Annotated in this window: 19 protein-coding genes; 12 read left to right on the top strand and 7 right to left on the bottom strand. The window is 34.9% G+C overall.

Annotated features, from left to right (window positions below):
- Nucleotides 1–62 precede the first annotated feature (62 nt).
- On the bottom strand, nt 63–683 hold the full coding sequence (locus tag ACQQ6V_RS10275; RefSeq protein WP_448845431.1) for an endonuclease III domain-containing protein: 621 nt from the start codon (nt 681–683) through the stop codon (nt 63–65).
- A gap of 27 nt (nt 684–710) precedes the next feature.
- Between ACQQ6V_RS10275 and bcp the strand changes: the two genes are divergently transcribed.
- Nucleotides 711–1,160 carry a thioredoxin-dependent thiol peroxidase gene (gene bcp / locus ACQQ6V_RS10270; protein ID WP_448845430.1) on the top strand — a complete coding sequence of 150 codons (450 nt, stop codon included), beginning with the start codon at nt 711–713 and terminating at the stop codon, nt 1,158–1,160.
- A 266-nt stretch (nt 1,161–1,426) separates the two neighbouring features.
- Here bcp and ACQQ6V_RS10265 read toward each other — a convergent pair whose 3' ends face one another.
- From ACQQ6V_RS10265 to ACQQ6V_RS10255, 3 genes are all read right to left on the bottom strand, one after another.
- On the bottom strand, nt 1,427–1,945 hold the full coding sequence (locus ACQQ6V_RS10265) for a GNAT family N-acetyltransferase (RefSeq protein ID WP_448845429.1): 519 nt from the start codon (nt 1,943–1,945) through the stop codon (nt 1,427–1,429).
- Entirely contained in the window at nt 1,945–3,012 is a 1,068-nt protein-coding gene (locus ACQQ6V_RS10260) for a calcium:cation antiporter (protein ID WP_448845428.1), read from the bottom strand. The genes ACQQ6V_RS10265 and ACQQ6V_RS10260 overlap by 1 nt, the downstream gene beginning before the upstream one ends.
- Nucleotides 3,013–3,113: 101 nt before the next feature.
- On the bottom strand, nt 3,114–5,246 hold the full coding sequence (locus ACQQ6V_RS10255; protein ID WP_448845427.1) for a S46 family peptidase: 2,133 nt from the start codon (nt 5,244–5,246) through the stop codon (nt 3,114–3,116).
- A gap of 98 nt (nt 5,247–5,344) precedes the next feature.
- Between ACQQ6V_RS10255 and ACQQ6V_RS10250 the strand changes: the two genes are divergently transcribed.
- The 9 genes from ACQQ6V_RS10250 (at nt 5,345) to ACQQ6V_RS10210 (ending at nt 11,255) form a co-directional block, all read left to right on the top strand.
- Complete coding sequence (locus ACQQ6V_RS10250) at nt 5,345–5,647, top strand: hypothetical protein (protein WP_448845426.1); 303 nt, start codon at nt 5,345–5,347, stop codon at nt 5,645–5,647.
- Complete coding sequence (locus ACQQ6V_RS10245) at nt 5,634–5,777, top strand: META domain-containing protein (protein ID WP_448845425.1); 144 nt, start codon at nt 5,634–5,636, stop codon at nt 5,775–5,777. The genes ACQQ6V_RS10250 and ACQQ6V_RS10245 overlap by 14 nt, the downstream gene beginning before the upstream one ends.
- A gap of 26 nt (nt 5,778–5,803) precedes the next feature.
- Nucleotides 5,804–6,217: an OsmC family peroxiredoxin gene (locus tag ACQQ6V_RS10240; protein WP_448845424.1), complete on the top strand. Its 414-nt coding sequence runs from the start codon at nt 5,804–5,806 to the stop codon at nt 6,215–6,217.
- Nucleotides 6,218–6,403: 186 nt separating this feature from the next.
- A complete protein-coding gene (gene hflX / locus ACQQ6V_RS10235; protein WP_448845423.1) occupies nt 6,404–7,612 on the top strand; it encodes a GTPase HflX in 1,209 nt (402 codons plus the stop codon).
- Nucleotides 7,602–8,258, top strand: a complete 657-nt coding sequence (locus ACQQ6V_RS10230) for a DUF4919 domain-containing protein (protein ID WP_448845422.1) — start codon at nt 7,602–7,604, stop codon at nt 8,256–8,258. Before hflX ends, ACQQ6V_RS10230 begins: the two co-directional genes overlap by 11 nt.
- A 28-nt stretch (nt 8,259–8,286) precedes the next feature.
- Complete coding sequence (locus tag ACQQ6V_RS10225) at nt 8,287–9,576, top strand: cation:proton antiporter (RefSeq protein ID WP_448845421.1); 1,290 nt, start codon at nt 8,287–8,289, stop codon at nt 9,574–9,576.
- Nucleotides 9,577–9,578: 2 nt separating this feature from the next.
- The gene (locus tag ACQQ6V_RS10220) at nt 9,579–10,208 is read left to right on the top strand and encodes a CatA-like O-acetyltransferase (protein ID WP_448845420.1); all 630 of its coding nucleotides are present in this window, start codon (nt 9,579–9,581) and stop codon (nt 10,206–10,208) included.
- Nucleotides 10,208–10,927 (top strand): DNA alkylation repair protein, encoded by a 720-nt coding sequence (locus ACQQ6V_RS10215; protein WP_448845419.1) that lies wholly within the window; start codon nt 10,208–10,210, stop codon nt 10,925–10,927. The genes ACQQ6V_RS10220 and ACQQ6V_RS10215 overlap by 1 nt, the downstream gene beginning before the upstream one ends.
- A 1-nt stretch (nt 10,928) precedes the next feature.
- On the top strand, nt 10,929–11,255 hold the full coding sequence (locus tag ACQQ6V_RS10210; RefSeq protein ID WP_448845418.1) for a DUF6122 family protein: 327 nt from the start codon (nt 10,929–10,931) through the stop codon (nt 11,253–11,255).
- On the opposite strand, the gene ACQQ6V_RS10205 is transcribed toward ACQQ6V_RS10210, so the two are convergent.
- Nucleotides 11,252–11,629, bottom strand: coding sequence for a group III truncated hemoglobin (locus tag ACQQ6V_RS10205; protein WP_448845417.1), 378 nt, complete (start codon nt 11,627–11,629; stop codon nt 11,252–11,254). The genes ACQQ6V_RS10210 and ACQQ6V_RS10205 overlap by 4 nt on opposite strands.
- A 264-nt stretch (nt 11,630–11,893) precedes the next feature.
- Between ACQQ6V_RS10205 and ACQQ6V_RS10200 the strand changes: the two genes are divergently transcribed.
- Complete coding sequence (locus ACQQ6V_RS10200) at nt 11,894–12,385, top strand: YkgJ family cysteine cluster protein (RefSeq protein ID WP_448845416.1); 492 nt, start codon at nt 11,894–11,896, stop codon at nt 12,383–12,385.
- 116 nt (nt 12,386–12,501) lie between these two features.
- Nucleotides 12,502–12,780: a hypothetical protein gene (locus ACQQ6V_RS10195; RefSeq protein ID WP_448845415.1), complete on the top strand. Its 279-nt coding sequence runs from the start codon at nt 12,502–12,504 to the stop codon at nt 12,778–12,780.
- A gap of 78 nt (nt 12,781–12,858) precedes the next feature.
- On the opposite strand, the gene hemE is transcribed toward ACQQ6V_RS10195, so the two are convergent.
- Both hemE and ACQQ6V_RS10185 read right to left on the bottom strand, forming a co-directional pair.
- A complete protein-coding gene (hemE, locus tag ACQQ6V_RS10190; RefSeq protein ID WP_448845414.1) occupies nt 12,859–13,884 on the bottom strand; it encodes a uroporphyrinogen decarboxylase in 1,026 nt (341 codons plus the stop codon).
- A 4-nt stretch (nt 13,885–13,888) separates the two neighbouring features.
- On the bottom strand, nt 13,889–14,557 hold the full coding sequence (locus ACQQ6V_RS10185; RefSeq protein ID WP_448845413.1) for a uroporphyrinogen-III synthase: 669 nt from the start codon (nt 14,555–14,557) through the stop codon (nt 13,889–13,891).
- Nucleotides 14,558–14,564: the final 7 nt, after the last annotated feature.

The following is a 14,564-nucleotide window of genomic DNA, read 5'->3' as shown; positions in this document are numbered from 1 at the left end:
TTTTAAAGTTTAGTCTAAATAATATAAATGTCGCCAAAAGTAAAATTAGGCGACATTTTCGTTTATTTTTCGAATAACATTTTCGTAATAAAATCCTTTTCGCCTTTTCCACGAGCGGGAGAATATTCTCTTCCATAGAAAATAATCTGAAGATGAAGCTTGTTCCAAAGTTCTTTTTTCCAAAGCTTTTTAGCATCATTTTCGGTTTGGACAACATTTTTGCCTTCTGTTAATTTCCAAAGTTTCATCAAGCGATGGATGTGCGTATCCACAGGAAAAGCAGGAACCCCGAAAGCCTGACTCATTACCACAGATGCCGTCTTATGACCAACGCCAGGTAAGGCTTCTAATTCTTCGAAAGTCTGCGGAACTTCACCATTATGACGTTCTAAGAGAAGTTCTGACATTCTCTTGAGGTTTTTAGCTTTGGTGTTGCTTAGACCAATTTCTTTAATCAATTCTTTAATCTCGAAGACTTCTAATTTTGCCATTCTTTGCGGTGTTCCCGCCACCTCAAATAAATTCGGTGATATTTCGTTCACTTTTTTATCCGTCGTCTGCGCAGATAGTGCTACAGCGACTAATAAGGTAAAAGCGTCGGTATGATGTAGTGGGATAGGTTGTACGGGATATAGTTTTTCGAGTTCTATATGTACAATCTCTGCTCTTTGTTTTTTCGTCATAATGGTTGTAAATTTACAAAAAAAGATATGTTAAAAGTAGGAGATCAATTACCGTCATTCGAAGGAATTAATCAAGACGAAGCCACGATAAAAAGTTCTGATTTTAAAGGTAAAAAACTAGTGGTTTTCTTTTATCCAAAGGCTAGTACGCCAGGTTGTACAGCGGAAGTATGTAACCTTAGAGATAATTATTCTGTGTTACAAGAGCAAGGTTTTCAGTTGTTGGGCGTGAGCGCTGATAATGCGAAAAGACAGAAGAATTTTATAGAGAAGAACAATTTACCTTTTGATCTGATTGCGGATACAGAGCAAGATGTCATCAACAAATTTGGGGTTTGGCAGCTGAAAAAATTTATGGGACGTGAGTTTATGGGGATTGTCCGTACGACTTTTGTGTTTGACGAAAACGGAATTTGTATTGATATTATCGACAAGGTGAAAACCAAAGATCATGCAGCTCAGTTGTTAGAAAAGTAGCACTCCCAACTTGCGTGAGCCTTCCTACAATTGCATGAGGTTAGAAACATTGTTGTTTTAGACAAAATGCAACTGTAGGAGGGTTCCCACAGATTGTGTACGCCTTTTTTCTATTGCATGAAGTCACAAACGGAGTTGTTTTAAACAAAATGCAATCGCATGAAGTTGCAAATAGGTTTGTTTTAAATAAAATGCAGTCGTGTTTTATATGCAATCTGGTAAGGCCTTATAATATTGTTGGTAATCATTATTTCCTTTTGTGGAGGCTATAAGGTAGCTTCATAATACATTAATTCATCGTCGTCATCAGGTAGTCTAATCATTCTTTGATAAGTTAGACCTAGCTTTTCAATTAACTTTTGAGAAGCAATATTAGTTTCAAGAGTGATGGCAGATACTTTTTTTAATTTAAAATCAATTTTAGCAGCGTCCAATATTCTTTTAGATGCTTCATAGCCGTAGCCTTTGCCTTCATATTGTTCTAAGAAAGCAAAGCCTATATCGGCAATATCCAGACCTTCTCTGGTAAAGAGTCCGCTAGAGCCAATTTTGTCACCAGAATCTTTTAAGACAATCGTGTAACTCCCGAATCCATTGCGCTCAAAATTAGGAAGATGTCGATTGATGATATATTGTCGTGCGTCTTCTTTAGACTTGATATTTCTGTCACCGATGTATTGTAGCCATTTCGGCATGGTCATCAAGTCAAAAATCAAATCTACATCTTCTAGATCTGTTGGTTTTAGAAGTAATCTTTCGGTTTCAAAACTTTTGTAAGCCATCATTAAGGGACGATTACGGTGAAGATATAGGCTAATAAATTTACTAATAATACCACGCCGTATAATACGTTTGTTTTTCCTCTGTTAAGCGACAACATTACGATGTATATGGATAATGACATCAATACCATAGATTTTATATCCAATCCTAACACTAATGGAATATCATAGACTAAACATACTACAGCTACTGCAGGAATCGTCAAGCCAATACTTGCTAATGCAGATCCTAATGCTAGATTAAGACTGGTCTGTAGATGGTTTCTCCTTGCTGCTTTTATGGCTGCTAGACCTTCTGGTAAAAGAACAACTGCTGCAATGATAACTCCGACTAAAGATTTTGGTGCACCCATGTTTTCTACAACGCTTTCTATGGTTGGAGATAATGCTTTTGCTAAAAGGACAACCACACCAAGACATATTAAAAGATAAGTAATACTAATGATTGTATTGGCATTAGTTGGTGGTTTGGTATCGTCATTTTCTCCTTCTCCTTCTGCTAAGAAATAATTTCTGTGACGCACAGTCTGTACCATTAAGAATGTTCCGTAGATGACTAAAGATGCAAATGCAAAAAATATTAACTGTGCATTATTGAAAATTGGTGCATTAATACTTGTAGTATAATTGGGAAGTATTAATGTTAATACTAAAATAGCAACTAAACTTATCAACGCTGTATTAGCTGAGGTTCTGGCAAAGTACTGCTCATGAAATTTAGCTCCGCCAACTAATAGACAGGCACCCAAGATTCCGTTCAGGATTAACATGATGGCTGCGAAAACAGTGTCTCTCGCTAGGGTTACTGCGCTTTCTCCACCTGCTATCATTAATGATATAATTAGAGCAACTTCTATAATGGTAATGGCTATGGCTAGGATGATAGTACCAAAAGGTTCTCCTACTTTTAATGCAACTATCTCCGCGTGATGTACGGCAGATAAAACACTTGCAATTAATAGAATGGCACCAATCATAATAAACCAAGTATTGTTATCAGTCACTCCACTGAAATAATATATCCAAGCTAAAATAGGGAAGATGTGTGTCCAGTGTAATTTGAATTTCATTTGATTTCGATTTTTTACAAAATACAATTTTTCAGGTTAAAACACAAGAAAAAGGGAGCCGAATTTCGGCTCCCTTGTATTAATTATCTGTAATAAGGAAATTATTGTGCTAGTTCCATCTCGCTGATTAAGTGTCCAGCTCCTGAGAATTTGTCAATAATCCAAAGTACAAAACGTGCATCTACGTTAATGGTTCTTTGTAATTCTGGCTCGAAAACAATATCACCACTTAGAGCTTCGCTGTTACCATCAAAAGCTAATCCTATTAGGTGTCCGTTAGCATCCAAAATTGGAGATCCAGAGTTACCACCTGTAATATCGTTATTAGATAGGAAGTTAACGTAAAGGTTGCCGTCTTTGTCAGCATATTTACCGAAGTCTTTTTTCTTACCCATAGAAATTAATTTTGTAGGTAGGTCAAATTCTTCGTCGCCTTTTTTGTATTTTGCTACCATACCATCTATTGTTGTATAGTAGTTTTCTTTGATTCCTTTGTAGTTTCTATCTGCTCTTTTAGGTAGAGTGTCAATGCTTCCGTATGTTAATCTCATAGTAGAGTTAGCATCTGGATAGAAACTTTTGTTAGGTTGTGATTTTCTTAAACCATCCAAAAATAGTCTTGTGTTGTTGGCAAAAGCATTATCTACTTTTTCGTACTTTTCGCTAGAGTTTTTTTGCTCTGCAACAATACCATCGGCGATTTTCTTAAGAGGATCAGTGTTTAACTTAGATTTATCAGGATTGTTAAGAAATGCCGTAGCAGATTCTTTAGTCGCAAAAATCGAAGAGAAAGCGATGTTAGATACTTTAGAAGCGTCAGTGCTTAAGATTGTAGGTGATCCAACTTCCTTGCTTACTCTTTGTTGATACAATGAGAACATTGAGCTAATCATTTCGCCCTCTAATTTATAACTGAAAGTTTCATATACTCTATTGATAGCATCAGTAACCTTTGGTTTCATATCTGCTCTTCCTTTCTCATCCTGATCTGTGTAAGTCTTAAGCAAGCCACCTAGAGAAGCAGCAATGCTGATATACTTAGCATTTCTTGATAATTGAGACATGTAGTTTCTCTCAGCATTTCTGCTAGAGATCTGCTTGTAATATGAGTCTATATTAGGAAGAACATCATAATATGTCTCGTTGTTTTCTGGCATAGCTGCCCACTGCGTATAAGATTGTTCTATCTTTTGTTTGTCTGCGATAGTTCCGTTTTTAACAACAGCATCTATAGTACCTTGTCTGTTTTTCCAATAATTAGCAACAGAAGCATATTGAGACGCATAACCTAGCTTAACCGCTTGGTCTTTGTCCATGTATTTCTTCATTACATCCATAGCTACTTTAGAAGATTCTACCCAAGCTGGATAATCTTTTTCTATCATCTGCTTAATCCCGAAAGATGTTAAGTAACGGTTGGTTCTACCTGGATATCCCATAATCATTGCAAAATCGCCAGGCTTATAACCTTTAAGAGAGACTGGCAAAGAGTGCTTAGGTTTCATAGGAACGTTGTTGATAGAATATTCTGCTGGATTACCGTTAGTGTCAGAATAAATTCTAAATACTGAGAAATCTGCAGTGTGTCTTGGCCACTCCCAGTTATCTGTATCACCACCAAATTTTCCTAATGAGTTAGGAGGCGTACCTACTAATCTAACATCTTTGTAATCTTGATAAACGAAATAGTAAAACTCGTTACCGTTAAAGAAATCTCTTACAACAACTGTATATTTTCCGTTTTCGCTATTTTCTGTTTGGATCGCTTTGTATTCTGTATCAATCACTTTTTTTCTATCTTCAGAAGACATAGAGTTATTAAGTTTAGACGTGATACGTTGTGTAACATCATCCATTCTTACCATAAATCTTACAGAAAGTCCTTTTGCAGGAAGTTCTTCTCCTCTTTTCATAGCCCAAAAACCATTGGTTAGATAGTCTTTTTCTGGGGTAGACAAAGCTGCGATATTACCGTACCCACAATGGTGGTTGGTAAATAATAAACCTTCTTTAGAAACAACTTCTGCAGTACATCCACCACCGAATTGTACAATTGCATCTTTTAAGCTAGAGTTATTAACAGAGTAGATTTCTTCAGGAGTCAGTCTAAGACCTTCCTTTTTCATATCTACACCATTAAGCCTTTTAACAAGCATTAGAAGCCACATTCCTTCATCTGCTCTCATCTGAGCAAAACTCAGTAAGAAAGTAAGCGCTAAAAATATTCTTTTCATTAAGTTAAATTTGTTCGCTAATTTACTGCTTTTATTCCGTTTTTTCTAAAATTGTGGAACGAAATTGGCTGTGGGTATAATATTAAATTAAATATAGTATGAAATACCTTAGTTTTATCTCGAAAATTTCACCTCTTTTTTTACTCATTATTATGGCTTGTAGTACGAAACCAACCATAACAGTTAGTAATACGGAGCTCAAGAGACAATGGATGATGATTGAGTTTCGGGATTATAAGAAGGAAGAATTAATAAAGAAAAAGGCGTCATTAGACTTAACTAATTCTCAATATTCTGCTAATATGGGATGTAACAGCATTGGTTTTGATGTCGATATAAAAGATACTTCTAATGTTGTTTTTTTCAAAAATACGAAGTACAAAAAAATTGTGCTTAGATAATAATCAGTTGGAGGAACGCTTCATAAAAGCTTTATCAGAAGTTAATCATTATAATATTAATGGTCATTTTTTAACATTAACCAATTCTAAAGGAGAGATCATACGATTTGTTGCAGCAGATTGGGATTAATATAATAACACTTTAACAAAAATATTATGAAAAGACAAGCTATCGCCGTATGGAACGGTACAGTAAAAGAAGGTGCAGGACATTTGACGACCGCCAGCCGTGTGTTAGACAATACACAATATTCTTTCAAAAGTAGATTCGAAGACGGTATTGGTACCAATCCAGAAGAGCTTTTGGCAGCGGCTCATGCAGGTTGCTTTACGATGAAAACCAGTGCAGACTTAACAGAAGCAGGCTACACGCCAGAGAACTTGGAGACAACTTCTGTTATTGTTTTTGAAAATGGAAAAGTTGCAAAATCAGAGTTGACATTAGTAGCAAAAGTACCAGGAATTACAGAAGATGAGTTTCAGAAAATTGCACAAAAAGCAAAAGATACTTGCCCTGTAAGTGTAGCCTTCAGTTTTGAAAAAACGTTGGTAGCGACTTTGGTTTCGTAAAATTTACAGGATTTAATTTTTTAAGAATTCCAGGATATTTCTTCTAATTGACGAAGTTATATTCTGGAATTTTTTTTGATTAATATCTTTTAAGCTTTAAATAAAATAAAAAAATAACATCCATTTTTTGTAATTTTTAAATTAAAAAACTAACTTGTGAAACTTACAAGTAATTGACAAATTTAAATGCTAGATAAAAAAGAACATCAGTACGAAAAGGCAGTTTTGGTAGGTGTTGTAACACAACAACAAGACGAAGAAAAGCTTAAAGAGTATATGGACGAGTTGGAGTTTTTAGCTTACACAGCGGGAGCGTCAGTAGAACATAGATTTACTCAGAAGCTAACACAACCAGATTCTAAAACCTTTGTTGGAAGTGGTAAAGCTTTAGAAATTAAAGAATACGTTAAGGAACACGATATAAAAACAATTATTTTTGATGACGAATTATCTCCTTCTCAATTAAAAAATTTAGAGAGAGAAATAGAAGTCAAAATCCTGGATAGAACCAATCTTATCCTTGATATTTTTGCACAAAGAGCTCAGACTTCTTATGCGAGAACTCAGGTAGAATTGGCACAATATCAATATTTATTACCACGATTGACAAGAATGTGGACCCACCTCGAGAGACAGAAAGGTGGTATCGGGATGCGTGGTCCTGGAGAAACCGAAATAGAAACCGATAGAAGGATTATCCGTGACAGGATTACCTTGCTTAAAGATAAACTGAAAACCATAGATCGCCAGATGGCAACCCAACGAAATAATCGTGGTAAGGTTGTGAGAGCAGCTTTGGTTGGTTATACCAACGTTGGTAAGTCAACGCTAATGAATGCTATCTCTAAGTCTGATGTATTTGCCGAGAACAAATTGTTTGCAACATTAGACACAACGGTGAGAAAGGTCGTTATCGGGAATCTTCCGTTCTTATTAACGGATACAGTTGGGTTTATTAGAAAACTACCTACACAATTGGTAGAGTCTTTCAAGTCTACTTTGGATGAGGTGCGAGAAGCCGATTTGTTGATTCATGTTGTGGATATTTCGCATAAAAGTTTTGAAGATCATATTGATTCTGTTAATCAAATTTTAATGGAAATCAATGCACATCAAAAACCAATGATTATGGTTTTTAATAAAATTGATGATTTCTCTTACAGCAAAAAAGATGAAGATGACTTAACGCCAGGAACTAAAGAAAATATCTCGTTGGAAGAATGGGAGAAAACTTGGATGGCAAAAGCCAAGTATCCTACGGTCTTTATATCAGCTCTAACCAAAGAAAATTTCTCAGAAATGAAAAAAATGATTTACGATGAGGTAATGAAAATTCATATTTCACGTTTTCCTTATAATGACTTCTTGTTTGAGTTTTTTGAGGATGAAGAGTAATTTTTATCATACCTTTAGTTGTAAAGTTGGACAATTGCTAATGCTATTGTGCGCTGTTTTTTTATTTTCTCAAGATGCGCCTAATCTCAAAGAAATAAAAAAGCAAGTTAATAGTATTAGCTCTATTTATAATTACGACAAGTTAGTTTTCAAGCTTCGTGGCATGCCACAATCTTTGGATAGCCTAGAGGCAAAACACCTTTATTACGGTAAAATGTTTACCGATTATAGCATCAATCCAACAGATCAAGATTACAAAGATTTTACTAAAGCTTTCCAGGAGAGAGATTATACTAAAGCAATTCCGTTTGGAGAGAATTTAACCTTTAAGGATCCTTCTAATATAGAAATTTTGTTCTTGTTATTGCAATGTTATGAGCAGGTGCAAGATCAGAAAAAATTTGTCTATACTTTGCAAAAATTCCGTGCAATGACTGCTACAGTAATGACTTCTGGTAATGGTGAGACAGAGAATTCTGCTTATATCGTCAACTCAGTTGGAGAAGAGTATGTCTTGTTAAATGTCTTGAAAATCCCTTTCCAAAGTTACCAGAGATCGTCCAAAACGGTTAAAGATGGTACTTTTGATGTTTGGGTAAAGGATAAAGACAAAATTTATATCAAAGTTCTCAACAGCTTTGATTAGATTATCATTAAATAACACTTATTAAAATATGGAATTATATTATTCATTCTCGGTCTTAATTGTTTTGGCATCGATATTTGCTTACATCAACTATCGATTTTTAAAACTACCGAGTACAATTGGCATCATGGTTATCGCCATTGTTGTTTCTACCTTTCTTGTTCTTTTTGGAGAAAGCGTATTACCTAAAACTTTTGGTCATCTTCATGACCTTATGACCAGCATTGATTTTACCGAAGTTCTTATGGGAGCAATGCTTAATTTCTTACTTTTTGCAGGAGGTATCCATATTAACATCAATGATCTTAAAGAAGAATTCTGGCCAGTGGTCATTTTTTCTACGGTAGGTGTTGTCATTTCTACTTTTATTGTTGGTTTTGGTGTTTATTATCTTTTACCTCTTGTAGGGATAGATATGCCATTAATTTATTGTTTGGTATTTGGAGCATTAATTTCTCCAACAGACCCTGTAGCTGTATTGAGTATATTGAAACAAGCTAATGTAACTACGGCTTTAAAAACAAAAGTTGCTGGAGAATCCCTCTTTAATGATGGTATGGCGGTTGTTGTTTTTGCGGTTTTATTGCAGTTAGCTATTGGGACAGATATAGAAATTACAGGAGAAAGTATTGGTCTTTTGTTGCTTAAAGAAGCTGGCGGTGGATTGTTGTTAGGTGTTTTGTTAGGATATTCTACATCAAAATTAATGCGTGAAGTAGATGATTATATTTTATCTGTTTTAGTTACGCTTTCCGTTGTGATGGGAGGTTATCTTATTGCGCATCAGATGCATATTTCTGGGCCATTAACAATGGTTGCAGCTGGATTATTTATGGGTAATTTTAATAAAGGTTTTAAAATGAAATCTGTGACTCAAGATTATTTGATTAAATTTTGGGAGCTTATAGATGAGATTCTTAATGCCGTTTTATTCTTATTCATTGGTTTCGAATTATTGATGATTAAAGATCTTCAGCATTATATGATTCCTGGATTAATTGCAATTGTTGTGGTTTTAATAGCACGATTTATTTCAATCTGGGGACCAACGCAATTTATGTCCTTTAAGACTAGATTTACACCACAGACGGTTAAAGTTTTAGTTTGGGGAGGTATTAGAGGTGGTGTATCTATTGCGTTAGCAATGTCTATCCCTAAGAGTGATTACAGCGAAATTATCTTAAGTATCACTTATTGCGTTGTTGTATTCTCTATCATTGTACAAGGTCTAAGTATTGGTAAAGTTGCCAACCCGAAAAAGATTGCGTCAGAAGAAAAAGAATTAGAAGAAGAGCTAGATGTAGAAGAATCTATATAATAATGAAAACAGAGATTAACCTCAATTCTTGGAACAGAAAAGAACATTATGAGTTCTTTTCTAAGATGGATCAGCCGTCCTTTGGTATTGTAGCCGAAGTAGATTGTACAGCCATCTATCAATTGTCAAAAGATAAAAATCAATCTTTTTTTGCGCATTATCTGCACCGTTCTATGGTTGCGGTTAATCAGGTTGATGCTTTCAAACTTAGAATTGTTGATGACAAAGTATATCAATATGATATTATCCATGCAGGATCTACAATTGCCAGAGAAGATGGGACGTTTGGATTCGCTTTTATAGAGTTTTCTGAGGACTTTGATACTTTTAATAATAATCTTCAAAATGAAATTCTTGCTGTGCAAAATTCTACGGGATTAAGATTAAGTAACGAAGATTTGGATGTTAATTTGATTAGACATTCTACATTTCCTTGGCATCATTTTTCTGCGATTTTGCATCCTTCTAATGTTAATAACAAAGAATGTATTCCGCGAATTGTCTTTGGTAAATTTACCGAAAAAAATGGGCGAAAAATGTTACCCGTTTCTATAGAAGCACATCACGCCTTAATGGACGGACATCATATTGCCTTGTATCTTGACGCTTTTCAAAAAGAACTCAATCGTTAATGACCGTTGTAAAAGATATTAAAGAAGCTTTGGCTGTATTATCCATTCCTGAGAAAGCAGAATTTTACCCAAGATTCTTCAAGACAGGGAAAGGAGAATACGGCGAAGGCGACTTATTTCTAGGTGTTACCGTGCCAGATCAGAGACAAGTAGCTAAAGATTTTATGTTAAAAATAACTTTAGCAGAGTTATCGCAGTTAATCAATTCTCCTTATCATGAAGAGCGATCGACAGCACTTTTTATTTTAGTTTCTAAATTTGAAAAAGCTAAAAAAGAACCTTTAATTCAGCAAGAGATTGTAGATTTCTATTTGGCGCATTTACAATTTATCAATAATTGGGATTTGGTAGATAGTTCTTGTTACAAGATTTTAGGAAGGTTTGCTTATGAGAATCAACAAGATCAATTATTGCGAGATCTATCTCTGTCAGAGGATATGTGGCATAAGAGAATTGCGGTGGTCGGGACGATGTTTTATATTAAGAAAGGTCAATTAGGATTAACTAAAGAATTTGTCGAAAGAAATCTGCATCATCCGCATGATTTGATGCATAAAGCTAATGGCTGGCTACTCCGCGAAATGGGCAAAAAAAATGAATCCGAATTATTGAGTTTCCTCAATCATCATTATCATAATATACCAAGAACTTGCCTAAGATATTCTATCGAAAAGTTGGAAGAAAGCGTACGCCAAGATTATCTAAAAGGGACAATTTAATATGGAGTTTTTTAGAGTTATTGTTCATTATTTTTTACATTTTGGGTTTCCGTTGGTGTTGGCATTTGCTTTCTTCAGAAAAGACTGGAAAAAGGCATATTTCTTAATGCTGATGACCATGCTGGTAGATCTGGATCACCTTTTTGCAACGCCAATTTTTGATCCCAATAGGTGTAGTATTAATTACCACTATTTGCACAGTTACTGGGCGATTGCAATTTATATTTGTTTATTATTCTTCAAAGGAAATCTTAGGATTATCGCCGTAGGATTACTGTTCCATATGCTGACAGATTATATGGATTGTTGGCTTGGTCATCATCTTTAGGACCGCGCCATTTTCATTTTGTGTGCCATAATTCTGGCAATATTTTGAGCACGTTGTAGTGCAATTTCTGCGTTGTCCCCAATAAAATGAGTGCTGATACTTTCTTCCCAAAGTTGTAGCCAGCGTTGGAAATGTTGTTCTTCTAAAGCTGCTACTTGATTAATAGGAAAATGTACGCGCATAGGATTGCCTTCATATACAGGATTACCTATCAAAATACTTTCCCAGAAATTATACATTTTGGGTAGATGTTTTGACAGATCTATTTTGGCAATTTTGGTGAAAAAAAATCCTATTTCTTCGTCTTTAATAATTTTACTATAAAAATCATTCACGAGAAATTCTATGTCATCGCGGGTTTCTATCGTTTTCATATTTACAAAGTTAGGATTTGTATGTTAGTGTAACAATGAATCAATGCAATAATTTATCAATATGGAATCATAATTCTAAAATCCTAGATCTGTTATCTAAAATTAAATTGGAAACACGACTCTGCGCCCCAGATTGAGCGGTCTGTCTAAGCTCGTTATATTGTTCTTGCGGAGGTTACGAAGCAATAACAATATAACAGCGAGTAGCGAAAGCTGGAAATGGCGCCCAAAAAATGAGTAAATTTGTAGCCTTAAAAATAGACTTTGGATTTAGAATTTTATAGACAATCAGCGCAGCAAAAGCATAAAGAACACAAAAAGTTTTTGGAATCTTTGAAGAAAAAACCACCAAAAAATCTGGATTATTTGGTAGAAGATCAGCATGAAGAAACTTTCCAAGAGATCGATTGTTTGTCTTGTGCTAACTGTTGTAAGACTACGGGACCGCTTTTTACAGAGAAAGATAAGGAGAGAATTGCCAAGCATCTAAGGATGAAGATTTCGGAATTTGAGGCAAAATTCCTGCGTATAGATGAGGATCAGGATTGGGTATTGCAATCTACGCCTTGCTTTTTCTTGGACGAAAATGATAACAAATGTAATATCTATGATGTGCGCCCCAAAGCTTGCAGAGAGTATCCACACACGGATAGAAAGAAAATCTATCAGATTAATCACCTTACTCTAAAGAATACAGAAATCTGCCCAGCTACCTATGTTTTTGTAGAAAAATTAAGAAAAATTTTAGATAAATAAAAAAAAGCTTAAAAGCTCATAAAGTTTAATAATTTGCGTTAAAGTTGGTTTTTGCTTATACAATTGGACTGAATCTTGTCGTTTATAGAATTGTAAACACTTAAAAATAAAGTCTTATGAAAAAGGTAATTTTCACAGCTGTATTATTAACAGCAGGAGTAGCATTTGCAAGCGCGCAAACTACAGAAACGAAAAACAATGATGCAACAACAGAGAAAGCTGCAGTAGCAGTGGACTCAGCAGCAGCGGATACAACATTAAAATCTGAAGTTGTCCTAGAGGACAATCAAGTGAAAATGAGCGATCCTAATGCAAACCAAGAACAGCAAGCTGATCAGGAGAAAAAAGCTAATGAGCAACCAATTGATCAAGCTAAGAAAGCTGAGGAAGAGTAAATCGTTTTCTTCTAAATAGTAAATCCCTGAAGCATTATGTTTCAGGGATTTATTTTTTTTATAAGAATGTTGTTTATTTTAAGCTTTCCACTCAACAACAGCGCGGATAAAGGCTTCTGCGTTTTCTACCGGAATATTAGGTAAAATACCATGACCTAGATTCGCAATATATTTATCTTTCCCGAAACGGTCAATCATCTCGTGAACCATTTTTCTAATCACTTCTGGTGAAGAATGTAATCTCGCAGGATCAAAGTTACCTTGCAGCGTGATATTATTATTGGTGAATTGTCTAGCTAACTCTGGTGTTATTGTCCAATCTACTCCTAATGCAGAAACTTTAGATTTCGACATTTCTTCTAGAGCAAACCAACAGCCTTTCCCAAAGACTACAACTGGAGATACAACGCTCAATGCTTCTACAATCTGATTAATATATTGCCAAGAAAATTCTTGATAATCAGCCGGAGATAACATCCCGCCCCAAGAATCAAAAATCTGTACGGCAGATACGCCTTTTTCTACTTTTCTCTTAAGATAAGCAATGGTTGTATCTGTAATTTTTTGTAACAATTTGTGAGCGGCTTCTGGCTGTAGAAAACAAAATGATTTCGCAATATTGAAATCCTTAGAACCCTTACCTTCGATACAATAGCAAAGAATTGTCCACGGACTTCCCGCAAATCCAATTAACGGAATATTATTATCAAGCTTCTGCAATGTCAATTCTATCGCATCAAAAACGTAGCCCAAAGTATCATTAACATCAGGTACAACCACGGCGTCTACTTGTTCTTTGGTTCTGATAGGATTATCTAACCAAGGACCAACAGATTCTTTCATTTTAAAATCGATGCCCATTGCTTGCGGAACAACCAAGATATCAGAAAATAAAATTGCCGCATCCAACGGAAATCTTCTGATAGGTTGTACAGTAATTTCTGCTGCTAATTCTGGCGTCTGACAACGTGTGAAAAAATCATATTGATTGCGAAGTTCTATGAACTCAGGAAGATATCTTCCCGCTTGTCTCATCATCCACACTGGAGGTCTTTCTACAGTTTCGCCACGTAAAGCTCTTAGGTATAAATCGTTTTTAATCATAATATTAATGCTTTGCCGATGCGTAATCACGAATCAGCTTTAATAAATCGTCGGTTGTATTATCTGGACTTGTCATCACAATAAGATCTGTCCAATTGTTTATTTCTTTAGTTGTTGTATCTCCAATAGAAAACAAAGCTTTACCTTCTAAGGAATTATTTTTGACAAAGCTTCTTACGCCACTTGGACTAAAAAATGCTACCGCATCATAATCACTTTCAACTTTAGGCGATAATAATTCTGTCGTGTAAGCCGTGACTTTTTGATAACTAATGTTATGCTCGGTCAATATTTTGCCAATCGTTTCTAAGGCTAAATTTCCGCAAAAATGAACAAATTGCTCTTCTTCGAAATTTAAAACTATAAATTGAGAAAGATCTTCTGCATTTTTTTCAGTTTTAATAACCTTAAAACCTTTGTTCTTTAAAAAGTTTTCGGATTGTAAACCTACGCAAAATATTTTTTGAGTTTGGGTTAAATTTTTCGAAAGCGGATTCTCAAAAAAACTTTTCACTGCATTAATGCTCGTGAAAATTAAAGCTTTGTTGTCTATATCAATTGCTGAAAAATTGATTGTTTTAATTTCTATAACATCAATGATATCAACCAAAAAATCCTTTTCCAATTCGGAAATTAGTGCAGGTTTTAGATGTTTGGTCAATAGTAATTTCATTTTGAAA

The sequence above is a fragment of the Chryseobacterium electrogenes genome (assembly GCF_053553015.1).
Note: the sequence above shows the minus strand (reverse complement) of the source record. Positions and strands in the feature narration are given on the sequence as shown.

Bases quoted from the DNA above. Each gene is read 5' to 3' on its own strand.
- ACQQ6V_RS10265 (WP_448845429.1), bottom strand. From the start codon at position 1,945: ATGATGGCTTACAAAAGTTTTGAAACCGAAAGATTACTTCTAAAACCA.
- bcp (WP_448845430.1), top strand. From the start codon at position 711: ATGTTAAAAGTAGGAGATCAATTACCGTCATTCGAAGGAATTAATCAA.
- ACQQ6V_RS10260 (WP_448845428.1), bottom strand. From the start codon at position 3,012: ATGAAATTCAAATTACACTGGACACACATCTTCCCTATTTTAGCTTGG.
- ACQQ6V_RS10185 (WP_448845413.1), bottom strand. From the start codon at position 14,557: ATGAAATTACTATTGACCAAACATCTAAAACCTGCACTAATTTCCGAA.
- ACQQ6V_RS10195 (WP_448845415.1), top strand. From the start codon at position 12,502: ATGAAAAAGGTAATTTTCACAGCTGTATTATTAACAGCAGGAGTAGCA.
- ACQQ6V_RS10240 (WP_448845424.1), top strand. From the start codon at position 5,804: ATGAAAAGACAAGCTATCGCCGTATGGAACGGTACAGTAAAAGAAGGT.
- ACQQ6V_RS10225 (WP_448845421.1), top strand. From the start codon at position 8,287: ATGGAATTATATTATTCATTCTCGGTCTTAATTGTTTTGGCATCGATA.
- hflX (WP_448845423.1), top strand. From the start codon at position 6,404: ATGCTAGATAAAAAAGAACATCAGTACGAAAAGGCAGTTTTGGTAGGT.
- ACQQ6V_RS10205 (WP_448845417.1), bottom strand. From the start codon at position 11,629: ATGAAAACGATAGAAACCCGCGATGACATAGAATTTCTCGTGAATGAT.
- ACQQ6V_RS10255 (WP_448845427.1), bottom strand. From the start codon at position 5,246: ATGAAAAGAATATTTTTAGCGCTTACTTTCTTACTGAGTTTTGCTCAG.
- ACQQ6V_RS10215 (WP_448845419.1), top strand. From the start codon at position 10,208: ATGACCGTTGTAAAAGATATTAAAGAAGCTTTGGCTGTATTATCCATT.
- hemE (WP_448845414.1), bottom strand. From the start codon at position 13,884: ATGATTAAAAACGATTTATACCTAAGAGCTTTACGTGGCGAAACTGTA.
- ACQQ6V_RS10275 (WP_448845431.1), bottom strand. From the start codon at position 683: ATGACGAAAAAACAAAGAGCAGAGATTGTACATATAGAACTCGAAAAA.
- ACQQ6V_RS10250 (WP_448845426.1), top strand. From the start codon at position 5,345: ATGAAATACCTTAGTTTTATCTCGAAAATTTCACCTCTTTTTTTACTC.
- ACQQ6V_RS10230 (WP_448845422.1), top strand. From the start codon at position 7,602: ATGAAGAGTAATTTTTATCATACCTTTAGTTGTAAAGTTGGACAATTG.
- ACQQ6V_RS10220 (WP_448845420.1), top strand. From the start codon at position 9,579: ATGAAAACAGAGATTAACCTCAATTCTTGGAACAGAAAAGAACATTAT.
- ACQQ6V_RS10210 (WP_448845418.1), top strand. From the start codon at position 10,929: ATGGAGTTTTTTAGAGTTATTGTTCATTATTTTTTACATTTTGGGTTT.